At 39.0% G+C, this 17,506-nt stretch carries 20 protein-coding genes; 11 read left to right on the top strand and 9 right to left on the bottom strand.

Going from position 1 to position 17,506, the window contains the following annotated elements:
- Positions 1-9: 9 nt before the first annotated feature.
- Positions 10-426: a globin domain-containing protein gene (locus LVD16_RS12230; protein WP_233774229.1), complete on the bottom strand. Its 417-nt coding sequence runs from the start codon at positions 424-426 to the stop codon at positions 10-12.
- Between the two features lie 108 nt (positions 427-534).
- The gene (locus LVD16_RS12225) at positions 535-930 is read right to left on the bottom strand and encodes a globin domain-containing protein (RefSeq protein ID WP_233774228.1); all 396 of its coding nucleotides are present in this window, start codon (positions 928-930) and stop codon (positions 535-537) included.
- A 113-nt stretch (positions 931-1,043) separates the two neighbouring features.
- On the opposite strand from LVD16_RS12225, the gene LVD16_RS12220 reads away from it, so the two are divergent.
- Both LVD16_RS12220 and LVD16_RS12215 read left to right on the top strand, forming a co-directional pair.
- Entirely contained in the window at positions 1,044-1,376 is a 333-nt protein-coding gene (locus LVD16_RS12220) for a YciI family protein (RefSeq protein WP_233774227.1), read from the top strand.
- Entirely contained in the window at positions 1,376-2,599 is a 1,224-nt protein-coding gene (locus LVD16_RS12215; protein WP_233774226.1) for an RNA polymerase sigma factor, read from the top strand. Before LVD16_RS12220 ends, LVD16_RS12215 begins: the two co-directional genes overlap by 1 nt.
- Before the next feature lie 37 nt (positions 2,600-2,636).
- On the opposite strand, the gene LVD16_RS12210 is transcribed toward LVD16_RS12215, so the two are convergent.
- The 3 genes from LVD16_RS12210 to LVD16_RS12200 form a co-directional block, all read right to left on the bottom strand.
- On the bottom strand, positions 2,637-4,943 hold the full coding sequence (locus LVD16_RS12210) for a golvesin C-terminal-like domain-containing protein (protein WP_233774225.1): 2,307 nt from the start codon (positions 4,941-4,943) through the stop codon (positions 2,637-2,639).
- A 130-nt stretch (positions 4,944-5,073) separates the two neighbouring features.
- Entirely contained in the window at positions 5,074-5,424 is a 351-nt protein-coding gene (locus tag LVD16_RS12205) for a hypothetical protein (protein ID WP_233774224.1), read from the bottom strand.
- Between the two features lie 160 nt (positions 5,425-5,584).
- A complete protein-coding gene (locus LVD16_RS12200) occupies positions 5,585-6,793 on the bottom strand; it encodes a tetratricopeptide repeat protein (RefSeq protein ID WP_233774223.1) in 1,209 nt (402 codons plus the stop codon).
- A 156-nt stretch (positions 6,794-6,949) separates the two neighbouring features.
- Between LVD16_RS12200 and LVD16_RS12195 the strand changes: the two genes are divergently transcribed.
- Genes LVD16_RS12195 through LVD16_RS12180 form a run of 4 tightly spaced genes read left to right on the top strand, consistent with a single transcriptional unit; the run spans position 6,950 to position 10,122 of the window.
- On the top strand, positions 6,950-7,708 hold the full coding sequence (locus LVD16_RS12195) for a dioxygenase family protein (RefSeq protein WP_233774222.1): 759 nt from the start codon (positions 6,950-6,952) through the stop codon (positions 7,706-7,708).
- Between the two features lie 10 nt (positions 7,709-7,718).
- Positions 7,719-8,381, top strand: coding sequence for a hypothetical protein (locus LVD16_RS12190; protein ID WP_233774221.1), 663 nt, complete (start codon positions 7,719-7,721; stop codon positions 8,379-8,381).
- Between the two features lie 11 nt (positions 8,382-8,392).
- Entirely contained in the window at positions 8,393-9,439 is a 1,047-nt protein-coding gene (locus tag LVD16_RS12185; RefSeq protein ID WP_233774220.1) for a sensor histidine kinase, read from the top strand.
- Entirely contained in the window at positions 9,436-10,122 is a 687-nt protein-coding gene (locus tag LVD16_RS12180) for a LytR/AlgR family response regulator transcription factor (protein ID WP_233774219.1), read from the top strand. The genes LVD16_RS12185 and LVD16_RS12180 overlap by 4 nt, the downstream gene beginning before the upstream one ends.
- Before the next feature lies 1 nt (position 10,123).
- Here the strand turns inward: LVD16_RS12180 and LVD16_RS12175 are convergent, their stop codons facing one another.
- Positions 10,124-10,510, bottom strand: coding sequence for a hypothetical protein (locus LVD16_RS12175; RefSeq protein ID WP_233774218.1), 387 nt, complete (start codon positions 10,508-10,510; stop codon positions 10,124-10,126).
- A gap of 183 nt (positions 10,511-10,693) precedes the next feature.
- Here LVD16_RS12175 and LVD16_RS12170 point away from each other — a divergent pair, with 183 nt between their 5' ends.
- Positions 10,694-11,275 carry a hypothetical protein gene (locus LVD16_RS12170; RefSeq protein ID WP_233774217.1) on the top strand — a complete coding sequence of 194 codons (582 nt, stop codon included), beginning with the start codon at positions 10,694-10,696 and terminating at the stop codon, positions 11,273-11,275.
- A 67-nt stretch (positions 11,276-11,342) separates the two neighbouring features.
- Here LVD16_RS12170 and LVD16_RS12165 read toward each other — a convergent pair whose 3' ends face one another.
- Together LVD16_RS12165 and LVD16_RS12160 are read right to left on the bottom strand one after the other, a co-directional pair.
- Positions 11,343-12,938 (bottom strand): NADP-dependent glyceraldehyde-3-phosphate dehydrogenase, encoded by a 1,596-nt coding sequence (locus tag LVD16_RS12165; RefSeq protein ID WP_370687643.1) that lies wholly within the window; start codon positions 12,936-12,938, stop codon positions 11,343-11,345.
- A gap of 112 nt (positions 12,939-13,050) precedes the next feature.
- Positions 13,051-13,437 (bottom strand): DUF3592 domain-containing protein, encoded by a 387-nt coding sequence (locus tag LVD16_RS12160; RefSeq protein ID WP_233774215.1) that lies wholly within the window; start codon positions 13,435-13,437, stop codon positions 13,051-13,053.
- A gap of 157 nt (positions 13,438-13,594) precedes the next feature.
- Here LVD16_RS12160 and LVD16_RS12155 point away from each other — a divergent pair, with 157 nt between their 5' ends.
- A complete protein-coding gene (locus LVD16_RS12155; RefSeq protein ID WP_233774214.1) occupies positions 13,595-14,440 on the top strand; it encodes an alpha/beta fold hydrolase in 846 nt (281 codons plus the stop codon).
- Positions 14,441-14,475: 35 nt separating this feature from the next.
- Here LVD16_RS12155 and LVD16_RS12150 read toward each other — a convergent pair whose 3' ends face one another.
- A complete protein-coding gene (locus LVD16_RS12150; protein ID WP_233774213.1) occupies positions 14,476-14,967 on the bottom strand; it encodes a cupin domain-containing protein in 492 nt (163 codons plus the stop codon).
- 71 nt (positions 14,968-15,038) lie between these two features.
- Here LVD16_RS12150 and LVD16_RS12145 point away from each other — a divergent pair, with 71 nt between their 5' ends.
- From LVD16_RS12145 to LVD16_RS12135, 3 genes are read left to right on the top strand one after another with little or no spacing between them, the layout of a single operon-like run.
- On the top strand, positions 15,039-15,530 hold the full coding sequence (locus LVD16_RS12145; protein ID WP_233774212.1) for a hypothetical protein: 492 nt from the start codon (positions 15,039-15,041) through the stop codon (positions 15,528-15,530).
- 7 nt (positions 15,531-15,537) lie between these two features.
- Complete coding sequence (gene mgrA / locus LVD16_RS12140) at positions 15,538-16,551, top strand: L-glyceraldehyde 3-phosphate reductase (RefSeq protein WP_233774211.1); 1,014 nt, start codon at positions 15,538-15,540, stop codon at positions 16,549-16,551.
- An 8-nt stretch (positions 16,552-16,559) separates the two neighbouring features.
- Complete coding sequence (locus LVD16_RS12135) at positions 16,560-17,471, top strand: cation diffusion facilitator family transporter (RefSeq protein WP_233774210.1); 912 nt, start codon at positions 16,560-16,562, stop codon at positions 17,469-17,471.
- The last annotated feature ends 35 nt before the right edge of the window (positions 17,472-17,506 follow it).

Genomic DNA, 17,506 nt, shown 5'->3' with positions numbered 1-17,506 from the left:
CAGATCTATTTAATACCCTTTTGAAATATATTCGATGCCACGATCCAACACCTGCTCCCAGGAAGTTTGAATTTCAGCATTAAAATCAGGATCATGCTGCTTCACAGCCTTTATCAGGTTTCGTTTCCAAATGGGGTAAAATTTAGGGTTTATATCTAATTGATGGCGATTATGAGTTTGCTGTATCCTGGAAAGGCCAGATTTACCCACAATATTACCATCCGCATACATGATCATTAGGTTTAGACCATGTCTTAACAGCTTTTGCTGCTTTTCAAAATCAGTGTTAGCAAACTTCTTCGCCACTTCATTACTGCTACTGATAAACAAATTGTAGAAAGTTTCTACCAGATTACCATTCCTCAAACAGCGTCCATAGCTATCATGAACCTGTTTCACTTTTTCCTCGTCAGTTTTAAGTTCCACTTTTTAAATTTTTATAAAAATTAAGAACGGAAAGCTAGAGTAAAAAGCAGCGTATTTGAAGGAGGTTGGTCAACCTAAAGTCTGATCAATATCATACCCAAAAGCTTGTTACCTCACCATAAATTTAATACCCTCATCAAAAAGATGATTCCAGGCTATGTTCACTTTTTTCTCCCAGTCTTCATCATGTGCTGCTATTGCAAATAGCATTGAGTTTTTCCATAAAGGAAAATATTCAGCCTGTATCTCAAGGCCTCTGGTGTGCATTTGTCTCAGCTCTTTAAGCCAGACTGTTGCTTCCTTATCACCTTCTACATGCTCTATCAGGGTATTGATAACTTTACGTAAGAGCTGATTATGCTTTTCCATATCAGTGTTAGTAAACATGGGGGCTAGTTCCGGGGCGGAGCTAAGTAGCTGATCATAAAAGGTGAGAATCATTTTGGGATCATCTGACCAGTTTCTATAACTCTTTCTCACTAACTCAATCTCGCTTTTATTCATAAATTGGGAGTTATCAGGGTGTGATTATTTAATTAATATAATGTTTTTTGTCCTCAACTTCAATCAATTATTGTCTATAGACTAAAATTAATTTCTAACTTAAGTTTAAAAACATGGACAACTTCCTACTCCTTATCAGAGAAAATATCGCTGAAGCTAACCAGCTTACTGAAGAACAAATGCAGCAAGAAATAGAGGCCTATACACAATGGGTAGAAAGCCTGGGCTCTCAATGCCTTGGCGGTGATCCGCTGGATAATTATGGCAAATATATGACCAAAGACAGTATAGAGAGTGATGGACCATTTATAGAATCTAAAGAAGTAATTACAGGCTACATTCTGGTGCAGGCAGAGAGCCTGGAGGCAGCGGTGGAGCTAAGCAAAACATGTCCGGTATTTCAAAGCAATGGTGCTCTGGAAGTTAGACCAATAATGAAATACTAATGGAAGTGGCCAGAGTTATAGACCAATTGTATAAAAGCCACTTTAGCAAAATGGTAGTAACTCTGGCTGCCTATTTCAGGCTCACCAACCTGGAACTGGCAGAAGACATAGTACAAGATACTTTTGTCTCAGCTTTTAAAAGTTGGAGTAAAGGTGGCATACCCGATCACCCCGAGGCGTGGCTATTTAAAGTTTGTAAAAACAAGGGGCTTAATGAAATTAGTAAGCTTAACAAGAGCAGCAATGAGGCCATCATTGATAGAATAACCTTACCAGAGGAGCTCTTTGCACCACAGGAAATTCGAGATAATGAGCTCAGAATGCTATTTGCCAGCTGCCATCCGGACTTTCCTCCAAAATCTCAGATCATACTCACCTTGAAAGTATTAGCTAGCCTTAAAGAGAAAGAAATTGCTACCTCTTTGGGCATGAAGGTAGAAGCTGTAAAGAAGAATCTGGTTCGCACACGAAAGCTGATAAAAGACAAAGAAATGCAACTTAAAGTACCGTTCAGGTTGCAATCTAAAGCCAGACTTAAAATAGTGCATCAAGTACTCTATCTCATATTCAATGAAGGATATAAGGCCTCTGAGGGGGATGATCTGATAAGACAAGACCTTTGCCAACAAGCTATCCGACTTACCCAGCTGCTGCTTGAGCATGAAGATATAGCTACAAAAGATACCATGGCTCTTTTCTCACTCATGATCTTCAACATTGCCAGATTTAAGGCTCGTTTAACTCCTTTAGGTGAAATAATAGAGCTAAAAGATCAAGATAGGAGCCTGTGGGATAAGGAATTGATCAGTTTGGGAATAAAATATTTCAACCAGTCTCAATTAGCTGAAGAATGGTCAAAATATCATTATGAAGCAGCAATAGCATCACTGCACACCACATCAGCAAGCTTTGAAGCCACCAACTGGCCGGGTATTGTGCACCTGTACCAAAAACTACTTGAGCTGCACTCATCTCCTTTCATATCACTAAACTATTGTATTGCATTGCATTTTATGGGAGATACTTCAAAGGCATTAAACATCTTATTATCGTTGAAAGAGCTTAAGGAGAATCCTTCTTATTTATGTGCACTTGCTTTATTATATGAAAAACAAGACCGAGCAGAATTGGCTATTAATTATTATCTGGATGCATTGCAGAAGGTTAACATGGGGGTTGAAAGAAAAGCCATTTTAAGAAAAATTGATCTGATAAAAAAATAAAGACAATCAGGAATAATCTCCTGACTGCCTAAATGTATTATCTTTCAATTTTAAGTCTACTCACAAGTATCTCCTCTCCTTCATGAGTGACGCTAATAATTTTCACTCCATTCGAAATCTTCATTTCAGACAAATCCAACTCTAACTTATTAGATCCATTATAATCATTTTGCCATTCTATGCGGCCTGTCAGATCCATTATCTTAATATTAACAGCTCCTTCAATATGTTGTCCTAATGAAAGGTTCAACTTTGAGTTCACAGGATTAGGATATAATACTGCCTGATTCTCAGAATCTTTGGGAGAAAGTCCATTGGCCAACCTGCTCGTACTGCCGGCTTGTGGCACAAACTTTATGGCATCAGCTACCACATAACCTGATGTATTATCATTTCTAATAATTACTTCACCGGTGCTGTTAAAAGTATAGACTCCTAGTGATACCCATTGAGCATTATTATTCTGCTGGTTCATATATACTGTCGAAGTACCTGAACCATGAACTATATCAAATGGTACGTTAGTAGCTCTATTTGTAAAGGCAAACCACCAACCATAAACTTCATATGTTCCAGGGGTTAGACTAGCACTATAAGATATCGACTTGGTGCCTTTACCGGCATTCCCATCATGAAAATAGTCGGCTCCATACCTATCTGTTGAACCGGCCGTACTTGCAGTCCATACACCACTGGTAGTAACTCCCGGATCATTATTATCAATAATTACAGTCTGGGCCGGGCTGCCTCCTCCATTACCAAAAGAGATAGCTGGATTATGAATTTTACCAAATTTATGAGCAATATGAACGTCTACCAGAAGGTCAGTTGATGATGGCGTTAAAGACTTATATAACAGGTTTCCATTTTGTTTATAATAAATGGTATCTGCTATTCTTTCTACTCTAAATATATCACCTTCAGCGTACACCCCTTTATATCCTTTTGAAACCCCATCTTCGTAAATGAAGATTTTAGGCTCATAATTAGAAATGTAAATACAGTAATCAATTGAACCTCCCGTAGGATCTGTATTAACCTCAGACAAGCCAATCCATCTTCCATAACCTGTTTCTCCAACTTCTATTTGAAACCAGCCATCATCACCTGCTCCTAAGACTTCTTCAGAAGCGGCACCAGCACTGGTCTGATATTCAGATCCTTTACTCAGATCATTATTCAGCTCTACGGTGAGCCCAACTACATCTGTCCATGTTATGGTAGAATTAGCATTTACGGCATCCGTGGTTACGCTGACCTCTGTGCTGTAGGCAGAATTACCCGCTGTATTATAACTTCTAATTCTATAAAAGTAAGTAGTCTCAGGGGCTACATTGGTATCTACATAACTTTCGACACCACTCGCTGTAGAGGTGAGAAGACTGTAACTACTGTTATTTCCTACTGATCTTTCTATTTGAAAACCACTTTCATTGTCAGAATTATCAGACCATGACAATGCCACCTGAGCATATGAAACATTTGTAATAGCTAACTGATCTGGGGCAAGAGGAGTATAAACACTGTCAACTTCACCACGCACTTTAGTACCAAACCATTCATATAAGTTCGGATTGTGCAAAGAATGATCTCCTCTGTAGGCCCTTGTGCAAGCACCCACGTGGTCAACGCCAGGGTATGGAGTCCACACTACATCAAGATCTCCTTCACAGGCCAATAACTTATCAATTGTTCTCTTACCCCAATAGAAGCTATTCTCAGTATTATCATTTTCACCATGAAATGCCCACACTGAAATCCCTGCATCAGGTATTCTACATACATCACTATAAAATGCCTTTCCAGCCACAGGCGCCACAGCAGCGTACAAATTAGGCTCATTATCTGTAGATAAAGCAGCTTCATAAGCACCAGCAGCCCCCATACTAAATCCGGTAAGATAAATCCTGTCAGGGTCTACATTGTAATTATCCAGCACAAACTGCACAAATGGTTGTACAGAATTACGATTTTGATTTTTATCTACCCAACTGTGGTAATTATCAGATTCTTGCGGGGAGAAAACAGCAAAACATATAGTTTCTCCATCTACATCAAAGCACATATCATTTCCATTCTGGACTAAGCTAGGTGGTGTATTATAATTCACATTAGCAATGTTCATTACCGTGTTAGTATTATTAATATTTCCACGCTCACCATGGCCATGCAAGAAAATGATGGCCGGCACCTTATCACCATTAGCTGTATAATCAGGCGGCAGGTATTCTAAATATGCGCGAGTTGTACCATTATACTGCGCTAACTTGGCAGTATTTTGCGCCATACATAATTGAGCTGATACTACAAGTAGCAGCACAAGTAATTTGTAAAAACAATTCATGACTTAAGATTTAGGTTTGTTAAATTATTTAAATATCAAACATAACTTAAGTGGAAATGTTATTAATTTTTTATAAAAAAATTTAACTATTATTAACTATGAAATGATTAGATGAGCGGTTCAACAGTCATCACTCCATACTATGATGCTCCGCCATTTCAACCACAGCCTTTAGCATACCCATCATGCCTATGGCCAGCACAATTGAACCTATAGAAAGTTCGCTAATGGCGCGCTCTGAAGAACTAAAAAAACCAATGAGACCTGCGATCAAAAAGATGAAAATCAATACTATTACAAGGATCAAAAAAAGCTTACTCTTTCTGGGGTTCTGATATATTCTTAACGATAGCTTATTTTGAGTTTTTGAAGTATCCTGCAAGGAAGCAAAACTAACACCTACTCCCATAAGCATAAGGGTTATATTGGCATTTGATAAGAGCGAATCAAGAAACAATTCTTTATGGTCTGCCAGTAGCATATATGGTTGTATGATAAACCAGAGGCTGGCTAACATGCACGGATATTGTAAATAGCTGATATAGTGAAAGAGGTTTTTAAAATTGACCATTGTTAAACTACTGATTCAATGCAATTTAATAAAGGTGGCTACAAAAACAAGGTTGAAAAAATTGTGCTCTCTACTCCTTCTTACCACAAATCTTCTCCTTGGCTCTTACCGCTGCCTCTGTCTTTAAAGCAATGGCTTTTTCCAAATCCAGACAAGCCTGTGCATCTTGCCCCAAACCGTGATAGGCTACACCCCTTTGATAAAAAGCAACACCATATTCATGATCATAAATAATGGCAACATTGTAATCATTAATAGCATCGGTATACTGCTTTAATTTTAGAGAGAGATTACCTCGGTTTAAATAAGCTTTTGCATAAGAAGGCTCCAACTCTATAGTTTGAGAATAGTCTTCATAAGCCTTTTCGTACTTGCCCATTTTATCATAAGCAATGGCCCTGTTCATCCATGACTCTGCATCTTCTGGCTTTAGTTTTATAGCCATGGTAAAATCCTGTACGGCCTTATCAAATTGGTTATTCATAAGTCGCCTATACCCTCTCTGCCTATAACCGTACGGACTTTGTGGGTTATCTTTAATAGATTCAGAAAAGTATGTTTCTGTTTCCTTAAAATCACCAGATCTTTCCTTTAAAATGGCCAAATTGTACTTACCAAGGCTATGATCGGTAGAGAACTCTAGCGCACGCTGAATAATTTCAATGGCCTTTTTATCATTTCCTTTGTCGCTATAACTGAGCGCCTTATTTACCAGAACATCTGCATCTTGCGGATGATTTCGTAAAGCCGAGTCATAGTAGGCGATAGCCTTGTCATACTGCTTCAAACCATGATAAGTCAGCCCCAAATAGTTATAAAGGTATGATAAATCAGTGCCCTGAGCCGTTAACACCTTATTTACACCAGAACCAGAGGCCGGAGCTCTGAAAAACACCATGGTGGTTTCCCCTCTCGGCATGTCTCTCACGTTTAAAAATCCTTCCTCGGCTTCTGTATATCTTTTTAGTTGGTAACAGACCACACTGTATGAAAACATGGCTTGAATATCCTCTGGAAAGGCTCCCAGATAAATTCTAAAATCAGTGAATGCACCTTGATAATCATCCATCTGCACCCGTGAGTGAGCGCGATATAGGTAGGCATCAAAGTGATCAGGACTCATGGCTATTACCCTACTAAAGTGATCTACAGCCTCACGATAATGCTGTTGTTGATAAGCCTCAAATCCCTTTTCATAATGTTCATCACTCCTCTTCTGAGCTAATCCCATATAATTAATAGAGAACATTATAAGTCCTATGAGAATACCTGATTTCATTTATCGTTAACAATTATGATCTTAAAACAGTGCTTTGAGCTAGCTATAATTTTCATTAATCGACAAACTTATGCCGTTCATCGCAATTAGCCTTTAGATGGCCACTTTCCTTGAACAAGATGCGTTAACACCCCAATAACGAAAAAAACTATTAACATGCAAAGGAAAGAATTTTTAAGAAGCCTTGGAATGGCAGGTTTGGTACTTCCCATTCTTAGCAGGTGCAAGAGTCAGGACGATCCATCACCAGGTAGCACTGGTGGTGACAACAGCAGCAATGGCGGCGATCCTACAGCTGAAGACAATACTTCTGCGGACTCATGCTCTACCACAGCCTCCGAAACGGCTGGCCCCTTCCCTACTAAAGACCCCGCGTCTTTGGAAAGAATTGACATTCGTGGTGACCGAACTGGAATAGATATGGAGGTCAACATCACCATTTTAGACAGCAGCAACAGCTGTGCCCCTCTGGAAGGTGCCATTGTAGATATCTGGCATTGTGATAAGGATGGCAACTATTCTGAATATGGCGGCACTCAGATGCAGAACACCAATTATTCATCCGTGCATTTTCTAAGAGGCAGACAAATATCTAACAGCAATGGCATGGTAGCCTTTACCTCTATATTTCCAGGTTGGTATAGTGGTAGGTCTACTCATATTCATGTGCATATCTATAACAGCACCGGAAAATCATTATTAGTAACTCAAATAGCCTTTCCAGAAGGAGATGATAGCGCCGTGGTAACAGTAAATGCCAGCTCTGAAAATGGATACACTAAAGGCATGAGTGGCTATACTTATAATGGACATGACAATGTATTCTCAGATGGTGTTGCTACAGAACTCTCCTCTATAAGTGGATCAGTATCAGATGGATTCACTCTATCGCACTCTATAGTTGTTACACCTTAACCTTTGTAAAATGAAAACCATTGATAACAGCCAAGTTCATTTACACCTATCTTCTTCAAGAGGTGTAAATGAACTTACATCAGGCACCAGTTTCCATACTTTTGACCCTAATAATAATCTGCATTCTCGTTCATTTAAAGATATTGAGAAATGGCACGACCTGATTATCTATCCTGGTAAAACTCAAGTTTTTGAGATAAAAGCTAAATCGTCTGTAGTTATAATACCTTTGGTGGGGCAACTCAAATGCCGCTTCAACCAACAGGATCTGGAAATACAGGTAGAGCAAATTCTCAATCTATGCTTTAAGGAAGCTCAGGAGTTACGTATTGAAAACTCTTACCAGGAAAATGCCATCAACTTTCTGTTTATAGAACTAAAGACCATATGTGCACCTGGCCATAGCATTGTTAATTTTAAACTTGGACATAATAATCTTCGAGTAATCCCATTTAAGAAAGGAAAGCTGCACATTGGTGAATTCGAAGGAAGACAAGAGGATGATATTAACTTTTCAGAACCATCTGATCTCTTAATTTTTATAGTTCAAGGTGTTTTCGAGGTTCAAGAACGATTACTTGAAACCAGAGATGTGCTTTCTTTAACGGATGTTAGTAAATTAGAATTTGAAGCCTTGTCTCACAATGGTGTTATTTTAATTGCTGAATTATAAATTAGATAGAATTGAACTCATTTTGGAAGAAGTACGGATGGCATGTGGTGGGCATAATAGCATTTTTAATTATCCCCTTGCTACTCTATCCTAAACCACCAGAGCAGCATCATATGGCTATAACTATCCCCTCCATCAGGGATTTTGTATCTAACTTATTGATGCTGGTAATATTCTATTTGAATTATTATTACTTCATACCTCAATTCTATTTTGAGAAGAAGTATGTCACCTATGCCTCATTCGTAATTATCAGTTTTGCCATTATTTGCTTTGTACCTAGCTGGTTCACAGGCCTTTTACCACATTTGCCAGAAACTATTCAAAACCCACCCAGCAGGCCTTTTCCTGGGCCACCCCAGCCTCGAGGAAACTTCTTTATGGTAATGAGTCACCAGATTTTTCTTTTCATTTCAGTGATTTTATTCTCTGTACTTCTAAAAACCAGCCGTAGACTATTACAGACAGAGGCCGCTCAGCACTCGGCACAGTTAGGAAGCCTCAAGGCACAAATCAATCCACATTTCCTATTCAACACACTCAATAACATTTATGCTCTGGCTGTAAAAGACCAGGCAGACTCCACAGCTCAAAGCCTGCTAAAACTGTCCGGAATGATGCGCTATGTAGTTACTGAAACCGCAGACACCTTCGTTCCATTGCAGAAAGAGATAGATTATATCAATGACTATATTGAATTACAGAAGATCAGAATCAACGACACGGTAAATCTCATTTATACTGTAGATGGGAATTTATTACAAAAACGCATAGCACCTTTAACTCTAATGCCATTTATAGAGAACGCTTTTAAGCACGGTGTTAATCCGGATGTACCTTCTACCATACAGATCGAAATAAAGATTTTAGAGCAAGAGCTTTTGCTTACAGTAGTAAATGACAAAGTAAGAACTATGCTGCATGATTACGAAGAGAGCCATCAGGGTATTGAAAACACCAAGAAAAGATTGGCTCTTCTATATCCTGGCCAATATTCTCTGGCCATTAGTGAATCTACAGATGTTTATAAAACACACCTACAGCTGAAGCTCATATGATCAAAGCCATAGCCATAGATGATGAACCGCTACCTCTGGAGATAATAAGGAGCTATTGCGATGCCACTGACGAGGTTCAGCTATTAGAAACATTCACAAAAACCAGTGCAGCAAAAGCCTTTCTCACTGATAATGAGGTAGATCTATTATTTTTAGATATCAATATGCCTTCTATTTCTGGTATTGATTTCTATAAAAATCTGGATGAAAATGTCATGGTAATATTCACCACCGCTTATAGTGAATATGCAGTAGAAGGCTTCAATCTCAGCGCTATTGATTATCTACTGAAACCATTCTCAAAAGAAAGATTTCTTGCCGCCATTCATAAAGCTGTTGAATATCATGAATACCAAAAGCAGCAAAAAGCATCTACCCACCTCTTCATTAAAGCGGACTACAGCATTCATAAGGTAGCTTTAGATGACATTACATATGTAGAGGGTCTTGCTGATTATCTTAAAATCCACTTCGAATCTAATAATAAGCCTCTGGTGGCCAGGCTTACTATGAAAAAAATGGAGGAATTACTGCCTGCCTCTTTTCTAAGAATTCACAAATCCTATGTGATCAATCTCGAAAAAATAAGTACGGTTAAATCCAAATCAGTCATCCTTTCTAATCAGGAATTACCGATTGGAAGAAGTTATAAAACGGATTTTGAGCAAAAATTCAAGCCCTAAGTTATTTCTCATCCTCAGCAGGCTGCTGATCAATATTTTCAATGCAAGTAATAATAGCCGTACGACCTTTCATACAACTGGAGGAATAATCATTGGTATAAGTAAAACCGATTTTCAACCTGGCTCCATCTTCATATTGAAATCCCCAAAGTGGATCCTCTAAAGCACCCTCAGGCAAAGGTGGAGTACCGCAAAAGCCCCACCTCCAAACGCCCTGAATATAGGACCCATTTTCCAGCTCGAACAAAAATCCGCAATTATCCAGCGTTGTGAAATCTCGAACATAGGCGTAATAAACACAGTCCTCAGAGGTAGCTTGTTCTTCTTTCTCGCAGGATGAAAGTGCGAACAGCAGGAAGCAAATAATATAGGCTAGGTATGTTTTCATGGCTTTGGTATTTATAGATATGACTCCACTTTGTCACCAAAAGTTGGAAAAGGCCTTAAATACTCAAAAAATTAACTTTTGTGGATTTTGATTCACACTTTAAACCTCTAAAACGGCGTTTTTAAGCCTTCAGGCGGCTGGCAAAAAATTTGAATTTTAATTATTGACCAACATCAGAACACCATGAAATCAATAATTATACTAACCACATTTCTTCTCACTGCCCTTGTAACCTATGGTCAGGCTCCAGAAGACGAGATCTTTTTAGCCTCCAATAACTCTGCAGGATTAGCGAGAGTTCCGGACAGCGAATCTTCAAGCTCACTGAACTATGAAAAACTGAGTAAGGTAAAGCAATTTGTAAATAAAAATATCAGCCACATATCTAGCCGGTCTGTTTATATCAGCTGCAATGATGACAGTTCATATTATAAGAGTGATACGGTAAGAATACGTCAGTTGGCTAAAAACTTCTATCCAGAAACCGGTTGTTGTCAATTTGTGGAATGGAGAATGGTGACCAATTCCAAATTCATCTGGTCAGACCTTTCTAACTGTGATAAAACTGATCGATCATATTACCTTAGCCCTACCGTAGTTCATGTTATTGAAAACAATAACCAGATATATTTAAAGATTATGAGAAATGGACTTTTGGTGGAAATGTTTAAAGTGATAGGGTTGGATGAACAGCCATATGAACATATCAGCACTAACAGCAAAGTACTGGTGCTAGCCCGAGTAGACGAACCTATTGATGTTTAAGAAATAGACAAATAGAAAAGCCCTTCAATTTGAAATTGAAGGGCTTTTCCAATTATTTATATTACAGTTACAAAATGTAATCTGTACTAACAAAATTAGAAGCCTTACTATCCATAAGCTTGTTTAAAAGCTCATTATTATAGTCATTATCCTTAGATGCCACGAAAGTTCTTATGGAGAATGATCTCAAAGCATCATGCACACTTAGTGTACTAACCGCTGAATCTTTCCTTCCAGTAAACGGATAAACATCTGGTCCTCTCTGACAAGAACTATTCAGGTTCACTCTACATACCAGGTTTACCAGGGTATCTATCAATGGTCCGATGGTTTTCACATCATGACCAAACAAGCTGACCTGTTGCCCATAGTTAGAGTCTGCCATATCATTTAGCGGTTCATCTATGGTTTTGAAAGACAGTACCGGCACCACTGGTCCAAACTGTTCTTCTTCGTAAACCCTCATATCCTTAGAAACTGGATATAAAACTGCTGGAAAGATATAATTATCAGTAGTCTCCCCTCCTTTCTTATTGATTACTTGAGCTCCTTTAGCGGTGGCATCGTCTATAAGTCGCTGAATATATGCTGGTTTATCAGGTTCAGGAAGTGGTGTAAGCTTCACACCATCATCCCAGGGATTACCAAATTTTAATGCATCAACTCTTTTGGAAAATCTTTCGTTGAACTCATCTACTATATCTTCATGCACATATACAATCTTAAGAGCGGTACACCTCTGTCCGTTGAAAGACAATGTTCCTGCAATGCATTCATCTATAGCCAAATCCAGATCGGCATCAGGCAGTACAATGGCCGGGTTTTTAGCCTCCAGGCCAAGGACTAATCTTAACCTATTCTTATGAGGATGCTGATCTTGAAGCGCGATAGCAGATTTACTGTTACCGATTAATGCCAGCACATCCACTCTGCCTGTTTTCATAATTGGGGCTGCCACTTCTCTACCTCTTCCATAAATTATATTCACCACACCTTTGGGAAAGCTAGACCTAAAAGCCTCTAATAATGGTGAAATAAGAAGCACTCCATGCTTTGCTGGTTTGAAAATAGCCGTATTGCCCATCATGATGGCAGGAATGAGCAAAGCAAAAGTTTCATTGAGCGGGTAATTATATGGCCCTAAGCACAATACCACTCCTAATGGCCCCCGTCTGATATGAGCATAAACACCTTGATTTTTGTGAAACTTGGCACTGTCTCTATCCAGCTGCTTATAATCTTCTATGGTGTCATAAATGTACTCTACGGTACGGTCAAATTCCTTTTCTGAATCTGGCAGACTTTTACCGATCTCCCACATCAATAATTTCACCACCTCATCTCTTTTCAGTTTCATCTGCTCTACGAACTTCTCCATACAGCGAACACGGTCTGTTACCTTCATAGTGGGCCATTCTCCTTGCCCTTTACCATAAGCATCACAGGCAGACTCCAGAGCTTCAATAGCACCATCCTCAGTCATATAAGGAATTGTACCTAATAAGGTGGGAGCTAAAACACCCTCTCCATTTTCTGTTCGGATAGAGGAATAAACTTCTGTGCTTTTGCCTGTCCATGGCTTTAGCTCACCGTTTACCAAATAGGTATTTTGATGTAATAGATTTTGAATTTGAAATTGCGCCGGAATTGTTTCAGTTGTCATTTCCATTTTGCGGGTTGGTTTTTAATGTTATAAAATGCGCATCCAATACTGATAACCAAATTGGCAATATTCTTTCACTTAATCACCAAGAACTTAAAATATCTCATCGAAATTAAATAGGAAAGACATTGATGTAACCGATCCATTCCAGGCCGCAAACTACTGTGAGAGCTAACCCGGCTACCATGCCGATAGTATACATTCTCACTGTACTGGCCGGATCATCAATTATAAAGTTTTCAGGATCATGCGGTTGATAAATAATCGGAATCTTGTCACCTCTTTTATACTTTGGAGGATTGGTGCCGCCAGATAACCTCTTCAAATACATCTCATCATCCTCGGTAGTATAGTGAACTATGGGATAATAAAGATCATTCTTAAAAACGAAATCATTCACAGTGGCATCTGTCCGCTTGCCTTTGCTCATTAGCTCCCTGCACCTGATGTAGAGATACAGGTTAATGGCAAATAAGATTGCCCCTAGTAATAATGGCATCCAAATATGAATCATAACATTATTCTTTACAGAAATTCAGAAATAATGTTTCGAAGAATTACCAAAATTCATTACATAATTTTAAATTATAAGAGAACCTCAGAACAATCCAAATATTTTAAGGGTTCTAAACATACACTTAACTTAAACTAAAAACATGGATTACATCAAATCAAAAACTGACGATGACTACGTCAACCTCTACTATGAAGATCAAGGCAAAGGACAGCCTGTAGTATTTATCCATGGATGGCCACTTAACCTGAACATGTGGAAATTCCAAATGGACGCCCTCAAGCAGCATAATCTTCGATGCATTGCTTATGACCGAAGAGGATTCGGTATGTCTGACAAACCTGAAACAGGATATGATTATGATACCCTGGCAGCCGACCTGAACGCAGTAATTACCTCTCTAGACCTGCATGATGTTATTTTAGTAGGCTTCTCTATGGGAGGCGGTGAAGTAATAAGGTATTTAACCAACTATGGTGAAGAACGAGTGAGCAAAATCGTACTATTGAGTTCTATTGCTCCATTCATGCTTAAAACAGAAAGCAACCCTGAAGGAGTACCTCAAAAAACGCTCAACCATATTATAGAACAGATAGAAGACGATAGCAAGAGCTTCTACAAAGACTTTTTTCCAGAGTTTTATGGTGTAAACCAAGGTTTAGAAGTGAGCCAACCTGTTATAGACTGGACGGTAGAAATGGCTCTGAAAGCTTCATTGAAAGCCACCACTGCCTCAGTTCATACCTGGGGAGAAACAGATTTTAGAGAAGAAATTCAAAAGATAAACGTTCCTGCCCTGGTTATTCATGGCGAGAAAGACCAAACTGTGCCTATTAAAGCTACTGCAGACCAGGCCACTAAGCTTTTAGAAAGTGCTGAATATATCGTTTATGATAACGCTGCTCATGCCTCATATTATAACGAAATGGATAACATTAATAAGTCATTGATCAACTTCATTAAAATTGAAGAAATGCAAATAGCTTAAACGCAGCCAAAAGGTGACTTAGCCACTCACCTTTTTCATTTTCTAGTCATCTCCTCAATAATTCCTTTTTGCTTAGGAAACCTCTCAAGCAACACTTCTGCGGTCGGCATTTCAAAATCTTTAAAATCAAAACCAGGAGCCACAGTACAGCCCACCAGACTAAAATCACCTCCTTTTGCTACCCGAGATCCAAACCATACACCGGCAGGTACTACAAACTGTAAAAGCTCACCTTTCTCCAAATCCCGGCCTAGCTTTACCACTTTATGAGTTCCATCATCAAAAATCATGTGCACCTCCATAGTATCCCCGTCGTAGAAATGCCACATCTCATCAGATTGTATCTTATGAAAAGCCGAAAAATCAAGCTGCTCTAACAGAAAATATATCCCTGTGCTCACATTTCTCTCACCTTCAAAGCCATTGAAATCAGATTTCAAATCCGCCCTATATGTTTCTTTAAAATATCCACCTTCCGGGTGAGGTTCAAGCTGCAGCTTATTTACTAAATATTCTACCGTTACCATTGTTTAAAGATAGGTCCACCTCATTATAAAACCTACTCTTCGTTAGCACCTTTGGTGCCGAAACTATATTTTTGCCTATCAAGGACCAACTAAGCCTACAGATGTTCGATGACGATGATGATCATGGTATAAACCCGGAGGAATTAACAATCTATCAAAAAGGCAGAGAGATTTACAACCTAACAGAACAGATCACTGACCTTATTCCGGAAGAAAATCTTATGCTGGCTAGCTACAGAGAATACATGCTTGAAGACGCTGCCCAGCTAACCGTAAAAGTAGCAGGTGCCGAGGCGGCCGACTTGTACGATCTCCGCATGGAAAACGCGGCATTGATAAGAAAAGCTGCCAGAGACCTGCAGGCACATTGTAGCGCGCTTGAAAACTTAGGCTTTGCCCAAACGGCATATCTCAATTTGATTAGAGATGCCATTGAAGAATACAGGTTGCTTTTCATCCAATGGATAAGGGACTTTGACCAGTGGAACTACATCAAAGACCAATGGGGGCTTTTTAATCCTCCTGGAGTAGATACTGATGACGATATTGACTCAATAGACTAACTATAAAATGCAAATCAACGACAAAACTAACAACAAAGAATACATAGCTTCAGACAGCCGTTATAATAGCATGAAGTACAATCGCTGTGGCAAGAGCGGCGTATTACTTCCTGCCATTTCACTAGGCTTATGGCATAACTTCGGCTTTGTAGATAACATAGAAAACGGCCGAAACATGCTTAAAACAGCTTTCGATTTAGGCATAACGCATTTTGACCTTGCAAATAATTATGGTCCTCCTTACGGCTCTGCCGAAACTAACTTTGGCACTATATTTAAAAAGGACTTCTCATCATACCGTGATGAATTATTCATTTCTACCAAAGCAGGTTATGATATGTGGCCAGGCCCGTATGGCAACCTTGGAAGCAGAAAATACCTCATCTCAAGTCTTGATCAGAGTCTAAAAAGAATGAATCTGGATTATGTAGATCTTTTCTATCACCACAGACCAGATCCTGACACCCCTTTAGAAGAAACCATGATTGCCTTAGCAGATATTGTTAGACAAGGCAAAGCGCTTTACGTGGGTATTTCTAATTATGAACATACACAAACGGCAGAAGCTGCTAAAATTCTCAAGGAGCTGAAAGTGCCTTTTATCATTCACCAGGCCAGATATTCCATTTTAGATAGATGGGTAGAATCTAATTTATTGGACACGCTGGAAGATAACAACCTGGGATGCATCGCCTTTTCACCGTTGGCACAGGGATTACTTACAGATAAATATCTTGATGGAATACCTAAAGATTCCAGAGCCGCTAAAAACTTTACATATTTAGAAAAAGAAGCTGTTGAGAACAATCTCTCCAAGATTAAGCCTTTAGCAGAATTAGCTCACAAAAGGGGGCAAAAGTTATCTCAAATGGCTATTGCATGGCTTCTTACCAGAAAGCAGGTAGCATCTGTACTTATCGGAGCCAGTTCTCCAGAGCAGTTGAAAGAAAATGTGGCTTCTCTTGATCAGTCTGGCTTCACAGAAGAAGAGCTTCAACTTATTGATAAATACTCGATTTAAAGTTTTTAATGACGCAAATAGACCATCATAAAGAATCTTCTAAAAAGGCCTTAAAAACCACCCTGGTAGGCATCATAATTAGTGGCTTGCTAGCTATTATTAAGGGCTTGGGAGGTATTCTGGGCAACTCATATGCACTGGTTGCTGACGCAATAGAATCTACCAGTGATGTATTCACCTCTACCATGATGTGGGTAGGCCTGAGGTGGTCATCTAAGCCGCCAGATAAAAACCATCCTTATGGTCATGGTAAGGCCGAAGCTCTTGTGTCTGTAGGTATAGCTATGGCTCTGCTTTTTGCTGCATACGTAATTACTAAAGATAGTATATATCATATCATGGAGCCTCATAAAACTCCTGCACCATATACGTTGGTAATTCTTGTAGTAGTAATCATTAGCAAGGAGCTACTATACAGATTTGTATTAAAAACTGGTTTAGAGATAGAAAGTGGAGCAGTAAAAGCTGACGCTTTCCATCACAGAAGTGATGCTATTACCTCTGCAGCAGCCTTCATAGGAATTTCCATTGCCATTATTGGAGGTAAAGGCTACGAAACCGCAGATGATTACGCTGCTTTATTTGCGGCGGTATTTATCGTTATTAATGCCTATTTCATAATTAGGCCCGCTATCGGCGAGCTATTAGATGAATCTTTAGCACCTGAACTTCAAAGCCAGGTTAAATCACTAGCACTAGACATTGATGGGGTAAATAAGGTGGAAAAATGCTACTTACGGAAAATGGGTGTAATGTATCATGCTGATCTACATATTTGGGTAACATCTGACCTTACAGTACACGAAGGTCATACTATAGCGCATGATGTAAAAGATGCCATTCAAAAAGAATTACCTCAAATATTGGAGGTAATGATTCATGTAGAGCCAACCAACCATGATTATATTAAAAAAGACTAATTAATCGAATCTATTAGAAACGAAAAAGGGTATAC

Source organism: Fulvivirga ligni (genome assembly GCF_021389935.1).
GTDB classification, from domain to species: domain Bacteria; phylum Bacteroidota; class Bacteroidia; order Cytophagales; family Cyclobacteriaceae; genus Fulvivirga; species Fulvivirga ligni.
This window is presented reverse-complemented; position numbering and strand designations above follow the sequence as displayed.

Bases quoted from the DNA above. Each gene is read 5' to 3' on its own strand.
- LVD16_RS12225 (WP_233774228.1), bottom strand. From the start codon at position 930: ATGAATAAAAGCGAGATTGAGTTAGTGAGAAAGAGTTATAGAAACTGG.
- LVD16_RS12220 (WP_233774227.1), top strand. From the start codon at position 1,044: ATGGACAACTTCCTACTCCTTATCAGAGAAAATATCGCTGAAGCTAAC.
- LVD16_RS12215 (WP_233774226.1), top strand. From the start codon at position 1,376: ATGGAAGTGGCCAGAGTTATAGACCAATTGTATAAAAGCCACTTTAGC.
- LVD16_RS12210 (WP_233774225.1), bottom strand. From the start codon at position 4,943: ATGAATTGTTTTTACAAATTACTTGTGCTGCTACTTGTAGTATCAGCT.
- LVD16_RS12205 (WP_233774224.1), bottom strand. From the start codon at position 5,424: ATGCTACTGGCAGACCATAAAGAATTGTTTCTTGATTCGCTCTTATCA.
- LVD16_RS12200 (WP_233774223.1), bottom strand. From the start codon at position 6,793: ATGAAATCAGGTATTCTCATAGGACTTATAATGTTCTCTATTAATTAT.
- LVD16_RS12195 (WP_233774222.1), top strand. From the start codon at position 6,950: ATGCAAAGGAAAGAATTTTTAAGAAGCCTTGGAATGGCAGGTTTGGTA.
- LVD16_RS12190 (WP_233774221.1), top strand. From the start codon at position 7,719: ATGAAAACCATTGATAACAGCCAAGTTCATTTACACCTATCTTCTTCA.
- LVD16_RS12180 (WP_233774219.1), top strand. From the start codon at position 9,436: ATGATCAAAGCCATAGCCATAGATGATGAACCGCTACCTCTGGAGATA.
- LVD16_RS12175 (WP_233774218.1), bottom strand. From the start codon at position 10,510: ATGAAAACATACCTAGCCTATATTATTTGCTTCCTGCTGTTCGCACTT.
- LVD16_RS12170 (WP_233774217.1), top strand. From the start codon at position 10,694: ATGAAATCAATAATTATACTAACCACATTTCTTCTCACTGCCCTTGTA.
- LVD16_RS12165 (WP_370687643.1), bottom strand. From the start codon at position 12,938: ATGACAACTGAAACAATTCCGGCGCAATTTCAAATTCAAAATCTATTA.
- LVD16_RS12160 (WP_233774215.1), bottom strand. From the start codon at position 13,437: ATGCCATTATTACTAGGGGCAATCTTATTTGCCATTAACCTGTATCTC.
- LVD16_RS12155 (WP_233774214.1), top strand. From the start codon at position 13,595: ATGGATTACATCAAATCAAAAACTGACGATGACTACGTCAACCTCTAC.
- LVD16_RS12150 (WP_233774213.1), bottom strand. From the start codon at position 14,967: ATGGTAACGGTAGAATATTTAGTAAATAAGCTGCAGCTTGAACCTCAC.
- mgrA (WP_233774211.1), top strand. From the start codon at position 15,538: ATGCAAATCAACGACAAAACTAACAACAAAGAATACATAGCTTCAGAC.
- LVD16_RS12135 (WP_233774210.1), top strand. From the start codon at position 16,560: ATGACGCAAATAGACCATCATAAAGAATCTTCTAAAAAGGCCTTAAAA.